Here is an 11,473-nt window from a genome sequence, read left to right as displayed (position 1 = left end):
ATCTGAATAAGATGCAGTAGTAAATGTTAAATATCAACGATACAGCACACTAGTACAGCACCAGTTTTGGCATCAACAATTGGCTGGAAAGCATAGCTGACACGTTGCTCTTCTAAGATATTCATCAGTTCCTGACGGCCATCAAATATTAAGTTGTTGTGAAGATAATGTTCTTCACTAAAGGTACGGATATTTCCTTTTTGTGTGTTTTTTACCTCATACATTGCAAAATCTGCATGTTTTATCAAGGTATCAAAATCCATAGCATCTTTTGGCATCCAAGAAATGCCGGCAGATACTTTTACACGGGTAATATCGTCATTGCCGAAATGCATTTCCGTTTCATTAACAACTTCATGAATATGACGGATATGTTTCAAAATGGCTTCTTCATTTTCAAAATGGTGATAGAATAAGAGGAATTCATCACCAGCCATACGAGCTGCGATACAGTTAGGTCCGCGTTCCTTTTGTAGTACATCTGCAAGTGCACAAATCAAATGGTCACCGGCATCATGACCGTAGGTATCATTAACAAGTTTTAAATTGTCAAGATCCCATAATACCATGGCGCAGGTTTTCAAATCAGCTTGTTTCAGTATTGCTTCACAATGGACACGGAAAGCTCTGCGATTCAATAGTTGGGTCAGCACATCATGATCACGTTCATACATCAGATGTTCTTTTTCTTGTATTTCCAAAGTCACATCGCTGACGACAATCACACGATTTCCTTCGACACGATTGATGAGGAAACGCAGCCAACATGTTTGTTCTGCGGAATTTGTAACATGTATCAGATAGATGTCACTGGTCCTATGTTCTGTATTTATCTGTTTTTCACTAGAGATGATTTTTTAAACATAAAAGCTGTATTTCTTCCATGAAAGCTTTAAACGTGTATTCCATTTTTGAAGGATCACGAAATCCCAACAATGTTCCTACTTTTTCTGTACAGAAAACTTTACGTTCATTATATATCTCAATAGCTCCAATTGGGATATCGATTGTGTGTAGGACATAGGATAAGCGAGTTTCTGCACCATGCAAATGATAACTTAGATCTTCAATGGAAGCACTTAATTCATCAATTTCCTTGATATGGGTTTTCGGCAGTTCAATCTTATTGGTTGTTACCGGTGTTTGCCGAAGTCTTGTGGCTAAAGCGCGAATCGGTTTCGTAAACAGCATACTGCCATATAAAGCTACCAGTGTCGCAATGATTAAAGCGGTGATACAGGCATATAGCAAAAGCTGATGAATTTGTTTTGTTGAATAAAAGATTTCATCTTCAGAACCAACACCGATTAAATACCAAAGGGTATCTTGAAATGGGCTAAAGGATGAATAAAGCTTTAGCTGATGAGCACAAGCAAGGGTATCATCACTGAGTGCCGGAGCACTGATGCGTTTCCCATAAGGGGCATCCGTTAATACGATGGATGTATCGTATTTCAAATAAGCACTGTAGGCTGGTCCATTCGATAGGATGATATGATAGGCATCATCGCTTTCTCGATTGGCCAAAAGGAAGGCTTTTTTACTATGATCATTTAATTCTTCATAGGGCAGATAGTTCTTTAGATACTCAACGGAAAGGTCGATACCCAGTACACCATAAACCTGATGATCCTGATTGAATAAAGGAATGTTGTAACTAAGGAAGGGAGTAGGGGAGTCAGCCATATGTGAACTAGTGCTCCAATAGCCACAGTTCAACATGTTCAGCTGAGGGTTTTCTTCCGCAGCTTTTTTTGGCTTAAAGTAAAAATCGAATGTATCCTCGTCTTCCTTCATCGTAAGGGAGGGTTTCCAATTCTGATCTAAGATAAAGTCATTTTGTTTTAATAAGGCAGCATCACCATACTTGGCCGTAATATCTGTTTTATCATTGAAAGATTCTTCGGGGGAAGCATCTTGCAGATAAAAGGCTGGATATTCTTTACTGTGAAAAACCTCTTTGTCTAAAATAAGGTAAATGCCGTTGATTTTTTTGGTTTTGGTTAAGCTATGCAGCCGATTTAAAATATCTTCATTTAAGTAAGGCGATGTTAATGTTTTTCTATGCTCATAAAGTGGATGTGTAGCAGAGATGATCATGGCTACATCATCTGTATCTAAACAGCGTTCATTTAAGTTTTTTTGAATGGCGTCACTGCGATACATGACACGCTGATCAAACAGGTTAAAACTGCTGGCCTTTAAATCTTGCAAGGCACTGCTGTTAAGAAGGGAGATAAAGAAAATCGAGGATATGAGCAAGACCAAAATGATCAGAGTTAATAACAGGCGTTGAAATAATGAATGCACATGCCGTTGCTTCATTGTGCCTTATCCCCTTGTAATAGAGCTTCCATATCTTTACGGCATTGCTGTACCCATTTGGCAAAGTTTTCATCTGATAGATAATAAGCCATGGCTTCTTCTTGGCTCTTACCTGCTTGTATTGCTTTCTGAATAGCTTTTTGATCTTCAATGGCTTTCATATTAGCAGCTTTTTCCAAATAGCTGCGTGCTTCATAAGAACCATCAAAGGAATTTGCTGCATACAGTTTTTGATCATTGACCTCATCCATCGTTGTCTTAACAATATCCTTTAATAAGTTGTTAGGGTTCATATTATGTTTCTTCAAGGTCGTTTCCCATGTTTGATAGGTGTTTGCCTCTTTTTTAACAGGCAGATAACTGGATGCTGCAGAAAATGTAATATTACGCTTTGTTTCCGTAAACCATTGTAAGAAGACGATGCAGGCATATTCGCTTGTTTCATCTGCTTTTGTTATGGCTATGCCACCACCTTGCGATATGACCGCATTTTGGGCATTTTCAAAATGTGGTGTTGGCAATACCAGATAACTCACTTTTTGTTTATCCCCATGTTCATCAATGACTTCGTTGGGATAAAAGGTTCCTCCAGCCGTTGAAGAAACGGTAGCAATCACATCTTTTGTTTTAATATCATCACTGGCAAAACGTCCGTTTTTTACATAGTATCCTTTTATAAAAGGAATGTAATAATTATCCCAGAGACGACGCAATGTTTTATCACTGATGGCAAAAGCTACTTTCCCATCCTTTTCTTGAAAGATATCATCTTGTAGCTGATGTGCCCCACAAATGAGATAATTTGCCAAAGCATCACGGGCAAAAAAGGCTTTGCCATTGCTATACTCATAATACAATTCCGCTGTTTTAGCTAAGCCTTCCCATGTGGAAAGATCCGCCTTACTCACATGAGTGGCGCTAGCAAAACGATCCCATTCTTCTTTATTGATAATCATGACCTCACTGGCCTTAGCGATTGGAAACAGCATGGTTTCATCGCTGCCAACATAGCGACCATCTTTTAAAAATCCATCTACATATGTGTGAATTTCTTTTTCGCTAAGGTAAGTTTCCATAGATACCAATTTATGTTCATTCATAGCCATCTGTGCGGTATCCTGATAGGCGGCAAACATGTTAGGCAGTTTTTCCGTCTCCTCCTTATTTTTTAATAACTTATTCACATCATTTGCGATATTGCTGATGCTTCCTTTTCCGATAGCATCCACAATAATGCCTTTTTCTTTTCCGACGGTTGTATTAAATTCTTCAACAAGATCATCGAAAGCTTCTTTTTGTGAACCGCTGTAATAGTGCCATAAACGTAAAGTGACAGGCTGATCAGCAGATAAACCGTGATTGCTGTTAGAGCTACAGCTACTCATTAGGAATAAGGTACTCAATAGGATTGCCCCTAATTTTTTTATGTTTTTCATAATGTCCTACCTCCTAGGTGAACAAGCGTTTATTATCCTTATTATACACCATATTGTTTTTTCTCGTGTATTTAATCATAAATTTATGACAATTTTGTGAATAACATGTATCTTATGTGGAATAGAAAAGAAAGAGGCTGATGAAGAGGGTAAGGGAAAATATCAAGAAATGCTAAAAACGAAAGCAATCGAACATAAAAACGTAAATAAAACAACAAAAAGTGCTTTACAAATGATTGGAAATGTTCTATTATACAAGTAAGGAGGAAGGAGAATGTACGATTCTCTAGAAATAACATATGAAACCAAACAAAAAAGCAAATGAAATGACAGTAAAAGAATTAGCAGCCTATATTGATTATTCGGTATTGAAACCAGAGTTTACGGAAGAAGAAATCATCGCTCTGACAAAAGATGGTGTGGAACTTGGCTGTGCAACCATCTGCATCAACCCGGGATATATGGATTTATGTGAACCTATCGTAAAGGGCAGCGATACGATGCTTTGTCCTGTATGTGATTTTCCTTTTGGCACAAGTTCTACTGAATCTAAATTAAAACAAATTGAAATTGTTGCTCGATATGACACCGTAAAGGAAATTGATGTTGTCGCTAATTTCGGGCATATTCGCAGTGGAAAATATGATGCTGTTACAGCGGATTTAAAAGCATGTGCCGAATTAGCACATTCCTATGGAAGAGCATTAAAAGTCATTTTTGAAACCGATGCTTTAAATGAAGAACAGGTTAGAAAGACTTGTAAATGCTGCATAGAAGCAGGTGTTGATTTTGTAAAAACGAGTACCGGTTTTTTAACTGGATATGAGGCACATGGGGCAACTTGTGAAATCATTAAAGTCATGATGGAAGAAGTTAATGGAAAATGTAAGGTGAAGGGAAGTGGCTGTATTCGTACAAGAGAACACTTCTTACAACTCATTGATATGGGCATTGATCGTATGGGCGTGGGCTATCGTTCTGTACCGGTAGTTTTAGGATTGGATAAAAAATAAGAAAATGATAGACAGAGAGTGTTGTGCTTTCTGTCTTTCGTATATGGATGTTATAATTATTAAAGAAGGTGAGAGCAATGAAGGAAGATTGGCTGATAGAGCCACTACAGGAACAACGTTTTGATCGAGCACGTATAAAGCGTTTGCGCAATAAGATGGAAAAACGTAAGGCTTCCATTTGCAGTGAGCGGGCAAAACTGTATACACAAGTATTTCAGAACAATGAAGGAGAACCTTATATTTTGCGCAAAGCGCAGGCATTTGCTTATACCCTTACACATATGAGTATTTATGCAGAAGAGGATTCTTTGATCTTTGGAAATATGGCATCGTGCAATTTTGCCGCTCCGATTTATCCTGAATATTCCATACAGTGGGTGTTAGATGAATTAGACAGCTTTGCTCAGCGCGATGGTGATGTATTTACCATCAGTGAACAGGTAAAGCAGGACATCAAAGACATCGCGCCTTTTTGGTTGTCCCATACCCATGAAGATGAAGTAAACCGTCATATAAGTGATGATATCCGTTTGGCAGAGAAACAGGGAGTATTGCATCGTGGTGGTATCTCCATGAGTGGGGATGGACATATCGTACCTGATCATGCCATGGTTTTACGTTATGGTTTTCGCTATTTCATTCAACAGGCACAAACAGCATTGCAAAAAGATGACATCAGTGCTTCTTCAAAAGCTTACTATGAGGCAGTCATTCTAGTTTTAGAGGCAGCTTTGCAATACTGTAAGCGATTTGCGATCTATTTTAAGGAAAAGGCCAAAACATGTAAAGATATTGCGAAACAGATGGAATATCGAGAATTAAGTGATATGGCCGCAACCATGTTAGAACAGGGAGCACGTAGTTTTCATGAAGGTTGTGAAATCGTCTATCTGATTCATATCTGGCAAATGATCGAGAGCAATGGACATTCTTTCTGTTATGGACGTTTTGATCAATATATGCTGGACTTATATGAGCAGGATATAAAGAAAGGAATCTTAACAAAGGAAAATGCATTAGAAATCATCACGCATATGTTTCTTATGAATTCCTCTTGTAATAAGGTACGTCCATATGGCCATACACGGTTTTCACAAGGATATCCACTCTATTCCAATCTGGTTGTGGGTGGTCTTATGCCGAATGGAAAAGATGGCACAAACACATTATCCTATTTATGTATCGAGGCGATGCATTTATGCTCTCTGGCAGAACCTAATTTTTCGGCACGTTACCATAAGGATTCTCCACGTTCTTTTGTTGAGGCATGCGCTAAGCTTATTCGCACCGGCTGTGGCATGCCGAGTATGTTTCATGATGAAACAGCAGTGGCCGGTCTGCTTTCTTTGGGCATTCCTAAAGAAGATGCCTTGGATTATTGTCCGATTGGTTGCGTGGAAACCGGTGTACCTGGTAAATATGGCCATCGAGCTACGGGCATGACCTATGTTAACTGGGGAAAAGTGTTAGAAATCATGTTGCACAATGGCTATGATCCAGCAAGTGGTATCCGTATGTTGCCATATACAGCAAGTGAGGAAGCCTTTGTCGATTTCCAAAATTATGAAGAGCTGTGGCAGGCTTGGAAGACCTATTTAAAGTTTTATTCCGACATCAGTGTACAATGTGATGCTATCTGTGATGCTTCATTAGCTGTTTATGATGCCGATCCTTTTGCTAGCTGTCTGATTCAAGATTCCTTAAAATTAGGGAAGACTTTAAAAGAAGGCGGATGCCGCTATGATGTGATATCACAATCTAATATTGGACCCAGTGTCGTTGGAAATTCACTTTATGCAATAAAAAAGTTGGTCTTTGAAGATAAACGATTTACCATGAAAGAATTACTTGCCGCCATGCATGATAATTGGCAAACAGAAGCAAGTCGTAAGATTCATAAGCTTGTTAAAAAGGCTGCTAAATTTGGCAATGATCAGGATGAGGTTGATAAGATCGTAGCGGATGTTTTCTATTCTTATCTTGCTTTATTGTCTGATTATGAAACGCTGCGTAAAGGAAAAGGGCCAAAGGTAAGCTGTTATACGATGTCTACTAGTAATATCACCTCTTATGTACCAAATGGGTTTGTGGTAGGGGCAACTCCGGATGGGCGTTATGCCGGGACTCCTTTAAATGAAGGGTGTTCACCAACACAGGGAAGTGATACCCAAGGACCTACTGCGGTTATTAATTCGGTAGCAAAATTGCCAAATCATATGGTGGCTGCCGGGCAATTGTTAAATATGCGTTTTGCACCTGCGGCATTGCAGGGAGATGAAAATTTAAAGAAGTTTGTTGACTTTCTGTATGTATCTGCACGCAAAGGCATTTATCATAATCAGTTTAATGTCATTGACAGCCAAACCTTGCGTGATGCGCAGAAACATCCGCAAAAGCATAGCGATTTAATCGTACGTGTAGCCGGATATTGTGCACAATTCATCTCTTTGATGCCACAAGCACAAGAAGCCATTATTGCTCGCACGGAAAATCAAATAACTTGTTAGCAATCTAGGAAAGTCTTGCTAAAATCAGATGGATGAACGCGTAAGACTTTCCTTTTATTTTTATCCATTGTGTGTTATTTCTTCGCGTTGGATACGCAAAAGAACAAATTTATAGTATAATGAAACAAGATATTGAGGTGAAGTACATGCTGGCACATGAAAGAAATGATTACATCCTGACTAAGCTCAATGCCAAAGGGTGTGTGAATGTTCGGCATCTGTCACAGGAATTAGCTGTGAGTGAGGTGACGATACGTCGAGATTTAGAAGAAATGGAAAAGCAAGGCTTATTGATACGAATACATGGCGGAGCCAAAAAAAATCCGAAAACGGATATCCTGTCAAAGAATGATGAAAGCCGTATGCTCGATCGCTTACAGCTGCATTTTGAACAAAAAAACCGCGTTTGTAAGCAAGCAGCAGAATTCATCAAGGATGGGGATTGTGTTTTTTTGGATGGAGGTACCAGTATTTTTCCAATGCTTTCATATTTGCAAACGAAAAAGATTAAAATCGTTACTCATAGTACCTTGATTCAAGAGCATTTTGACAGTGATGTGGCTGAATTATTCGCAATAGGCGGTAGACTAATACCGGAATATAAGATGGCAGTGGGCCCCATAGCGTTAGAAACTTTGCAACGCTTTAACTTTGATTTTGCGTTTATTGGCTGTGCCGGTATTGACTTATTGCGTCATAAGGTTTATACAGCAGAAATGGATACACTGGCAGTAAAAAAGCAAGCCATGCAGCTTGCTCAACAATCTTATTTGCTTATTGATTCCAGTAAAACTAAAATCAAAGGTTTTTGCAGTTTTACTGACTTTAGTCGTTTTGACGTTATCCTATGCGATGAAGGTGTGTTACAGGAAGATGAAGAGCTACCGGAAAACTTTATGATTGCAAAAACTGAATAAAATAAGTCAATGTATTACCATTTATATCTAATATTGGAACAAGTATAAGGAAGTTTATATCATTGAGTACATGGATTATTCATGATTTTAATACTTTCTTTTCAAATAGAAAAATTAAATTCATATCACTGTCTCTGTTCATTTATATTTAATATTTATTTACCATGCTGAAAATTCATTTGTATGATTTTAGGGGGATTGAGAAATCTAAAGGGGTATTTTGTCATCAAAGGTATGAGCAGAAAATAAGAAGTTTTCACTTCTGCTTTCAATAAACTGAGAAACGATATACTCATGTGTAAAAATGATGACGTTAATACTTAATTTTATAAATTGACGGGTGAGCACAGCTCATAAGATAATCATCATATTCTATCAGCTATCTAGTAGTCTACTAGTTTAACGCTCTCATTGTCCGAAATTTTAAAGCTACATGAAGTCATAAAATCTTCATCATTGTGAACAGTATCACCGCCATAATCATGGCTGCCCCATTTATCTTATTACTGAGGGGAATTGATAAGAACTATAACAACGATTAAAACAATTTTTTCAATTTAAGATCTTTTAAATATAAGAAAACTTTTTTCTATTCATAACTAGATAAAAAAGAGCTATGATGAATCCTAATATCTCTGCTATTGGAACAGCTATCCAAACACCAATCTCGCCAAATATCTTTGGGAGAATAAGAATAGCACCTATGATGAAAATAAATGTTCTGGAAAATGATATAATCGCCGATGTTTTACCATCAGAAAAAGCTGTAAACATAGAAGATGAGAAAATACCTAATCCCATAATAGTAAATGCTAGAGAGTAAATATTGAACCCATGCAATGTTATGTTATAAACATCACTATTTGCAACAGTGAAAATAGTTAATGCTCTTGTCAAGAATATATGCATTAATATGTTTGCTACTATTGAACTAATGATTAGAAACAAGATACTGTTTTTAAAGATACATTTCAATTGCATTTTATCATCATTTCCAAACTTATAACTCAGAATTGGTGCGATACCATTAGCGTAGCCAAAATAGAGCGCTGTAAAAATATATTGAAAATATAAAATAATCGTTATAGAGGCAACACCATTTTCTCCGTAAAACTGTAATAGAGTATAGTTAAATAAAAATGTAGTAGCTGCATTTGCTAAGTTTGTTATCATTTCTGATGAGCCGTTTGTACAAGACTGCAATAGTACTCTGCTATCAAATTTAGGTCGGACAAAATACAGCGCATTATGCTTAGCAGTCAAGAAAAAATGTATACCGACAATAGTAGGAATGCAGTAGCCGATTCCTGTTGCAGCTGCCGCACCTGCAATTCCCATATTTAATGGTGCCATAAAAACGTAATCCAGTACTATGTTTGTTATCCCTGCTAATATTGTAACAACCAATCCTAATGATGGTTTTCCAGCAGTTACAAAGAAGGTCTGAAAAGCAGTTTGTAGAAAAAATGCTGGTGCAAATGTAAATATAATTTCTGCATAAGTAATTGATAATGGAGCTTGTGTTGAACTGGCACCTAAAAATGAAACGATATTTGAAGTAAATAAATTTCCCAATATAGCAATAGAAATCCCTATTAATAACTCGACGACGATAAGAAAACTCAAATTATTTTGTGCTTCTTTCTGTTTTCCCTCGCCCATCTTTCTTGCAACAATAGCACTACCTCCAGTTGCAATCATAATGGCAATGGCCATTTCGCAACAGATAGCAGGATAAAGCATATTAACTGCTGATAATGCAGTAGTTCCAATCAAACGAGAAACAAACATGCCATCTATGATAATGTACATGGATAGACTTATCATCATAATTACGTTTGGTATGGCAAATGATAGTAATGAAGCAAAGTTAAAATTTTTAGCCAATGTTTTATCCATTTTCTATTTCCTCCTTTAGTAATTCATAGTATTTTGTATTGCTCTCAATAAGTTGTTTTCTTTTTTCTTCTCCTAACTTATGCATGGCGTTTTCTTCCATTTGGTATAATCTATTCAAAATAGAAGAAGCGAATATCTCACCGTTTTCAGTAAATGCAATGAGTCTTTCTCTTTTATTTTTAGTACTGGCTGTAATAGTGATATATCCTTTTTTTTCAAAGTCCAATAAAATACCATGTACAGTCTGTTTTGGTAAAGCCCACCATTCACAGATTTGTTTTTGTGTGCATTTTTTATAATCATTTAGAGTATATAAGATGACTAGAGCATTATAATTTAATTGATGTTTTTTAGCCCATATCCTATATAAATCTAATGTTCCACTTAGAGCAATATTGACTAATTTGATTTGTTCTCGAATTTGCATAATAGCCTCCTTTTTATAGTACGGATTCGTACCTTTATATATTAGTACGAATCCGTACTAATGTCAACGGTCATTTAAAATTTGCTTCACGATCTCTTGATTTACTATTAACTTTTTCAAGTTAGACACAAAAAAGCATTGTTACAATAAAATAACTCATAACAATGTTACAATATTTTAAATATATGATTTAAAAATTTATATACTGCTATGCACCATCAAATGCTGATACGTTCATTTTTGAATATCAAGCTATTCAGAAACAGTCATATCTAAACCTATCGCAAGTTTATTATTTATGATTTTTCTTCACATAATTCTTTATAATAGTTTCTGAATATATAAGATGAAATATCCTTTACCTCGTGTATGGTTAATTTTAGTATATATCATTTATAAATGCGATAGTATCCGTACCCAATTGGCAAAGAACGCAAAAAGTTGTAACTAATGGGGTATCTTTAAAAGCATGAAATTAGCGATAAAAGCTTTTTATTTCTCCACCGGATATAAAGCTTTATTTACATAAGAAGCAGAATAGCTTCAATAAATATTCGAAAAGCTATATCCATTATGGCACGGTCATCAGAATAATTTGAAACTGCTTTTCAAATGCGTCAACAGGCATTGTACTGTAAGAGGCAATATCCTGTTAAATTGATTCTGCTTTAATGCCCAAAAAGGCTTCACTGTTAGCAAAATAAGTGTATATTAATTGCTGCGAATCACTTCAAAAATACATATGCATACTATTTAATGCCATATCTAATCTAATTCTGCTATGCCAGTTGTCATAGCCGCATCCTCGTTTTCTCATTCATGGTATAGATGTTGCGAAGTCATCATCATGTAAATATTATATCTTTTCTATGAACAAAACAAAAAGTAAAAAATTCATAGGATGATGAACCTTTGATAAAATCATGGTTAATATGACAGGATGTTGTCC

The 11,473-nt window shown here is 36.5% G+C and carries 8 protein-coding genes; 3 read left to right on the top strand and 5 right to left on the bottom strand.

The genetic code is table 11. The annotated features are described in order from the left end of the window. Window positions 1-26: 26 nt before the first annotated feature. The 3 genes from AC1VS3_RS11600 to AC1VS3_RS11590 form a co-directional block, all read right to left on the bottom strand. Window positions 27-725, bottom strand: a complete 699-nt coding sequence (locus tag AC1VS3_RS11600; protein ID WP_481275659.1) for a diguanylate cyclase domain-containing protein — start codon at window positions 723-725, stop codon at window positions 27-29. A 118-nt stretch (window positions 726-843) separates the two neighbouring features. Then, window positions 844-2,325 (bottom strand): hypothetical protein, encoded by a 1,482-nt coding sequence (locus AC1VS3_RS11595; protein ID WP_227151162.1) that lies wholly within the window; start codon window positions 2,323-2,325, stop codon window positions 844-846. Continuing rightward, on the bottom strand, window positions 2,322-3,761 hold the full coding sequence (locus tag AC1VS3_RS11590; RefSeq protein WP_008687483.1) for an extracellular solute-binding protein: 1,440 nt from the start codon (window positions 3,759-3,761) through the stop codon (window positions 2,322-2,324). The genes AC1VS3_RS11595 and AC1VS3_RS11590 overlap by 4 nt, the downstream gene beginning before the upstream one ends. A gap of 299 nt (window positions 3,762-4,060) precedes the next feature. Here AC1VS3_RS11590 and deoC point away from each other — a divergent pair, with 299 nt between their 5' ends. The 3 genes from deoC (at window position 4,061) to AC1VS3_RS11575 (ending at window position 8,198) form a co-directional block, all read left to right on the top strand. Further along, on the top strand, window positions 4,061-4,774 hold the full coding sequence (gene deoC / locus AC1VS3_RS11585) for a deoxyribose-phosphate aldolase (protein ID WP_008979425.1): 714 nt from the start codon (window positions 4,061-4,063) through the stop codon (window positions 4,772-4,774). 77 nt (window positions 4,775-4,851) lie between these two features. Next, window positions 4,852-7,281, top strand: a complete 2,430-nt coding sequence (locus AC1VS3_RS11580; protein WP_008687485.1) for a glycyl radical protein — start codon at window positions 4,852-4,854, stop codon at window positions 7,279-7,281. Window positions 7,282-7,400: 119 nt separating this feature from the next. Further along, the gene (locus AC1VS3_RS11575; RefSeq protein WP_226906256.1) at window positions 7,401-8,198 is read left to right on the top strand and encodes a DeoR/GlpR family DNA-binding transcription regulator; all 798 of its coding nucleotides are present in this window, start codon (window positions 7,401-7,403) and stop codon (window positions 8,196-8,198) included. Window positions 8,199-8,765: 567 nt separating this feature from the next. Here AC1VS3_RS11575 and AC1VS3_RS11570 read toward each other — a convergent pair. Both AC1VS3_RS11570 and AC1VS3_RS11565 read right to left on the bottom strand, forming a co-directional pair. After that, entirely contained in the window at window positions 8,766-10,097 is a 1,332-nt protein-coding gene (locus AC1VS3_RS11570; RefSeq protein WP_008687490.1) for an MATE family efflux transporter, read from the bottom strand. Then, window positions 10,090-10,524 carry a MarR family winged helix-turn-helix transcriptional regulator gene (locus AC1VS3_RS11565; RefSeq protein ID WP_008687492.1) on the bottom strand — a complete coding sequence of 145 codons (435 nt, stop codon included), beginning with the start codon at window positions 10,522-10,524 and terminating at the stop codon, window positions 10,090-10,092. Before AC1VS3_RS11565 ends, AC1VS3_RS11570 begins: the two co-directional genes overlap by 8 nt. Window positions 10,525-11,473: the final 949 nt, after the last annotated feature.

Source organism: Longicatena sp. (assembly GCF_982403165.1).
Note: the sequence above shows the minus strand (reverse complement) of the source record. Positions and strands in the feature narration are given on the sequence as shown.

Coding starts and splice junctions, on each gene's coding strand:
- AC1VS3_RS11595 (WP_227151162.1), bottom strand. CDS start 2,325: ATGAAGCAACGGCATGTGCATTCATTATTTCAACGCCTGTTATTAACT.
- AC1VS3_RS11590 (WP_008687483.1), bottom strand. CDS start 3,761: ATGAAAAACATAAAAAAATTAGGGGCAATCCTATTGAGTACCTTATTC.
- deoC (WP_008979425.1), top strand. CDS start 4,061: ATGAAACCAAACAAAAAAGCAAATGAAATGACAGTAAAAGAATTAGCA.
- AC1VS3_RS11580 (WP_008687485.1), top strand. CDS start 4,852: ATGAAGGAAGATTGGCTGATAGAGCCACTACAGGAACAACGTTTTGAT.
- AC1VS3_RS11575 (WP_226906256.1), top strand. CDS start 7,401: ATGAAACAAGATATTGAGGTGAAGTACATGCTGGCACATGAAAGAAAT.
- AC1VS3_RS11570 (WP_008687490.1), bottom strand. CDS start 10,097: ATGGATAAAACATTGGCTAAAAATTTTAACTTTGCTTCATTACTATCA.
- AC1VS3_RS11565 (WP_008687492.1), bottom strand. CDS start 10,524: ATGCAAATTCGAGAACAAATCAAATTAGTCAATATTGCTCTAAGTGGA.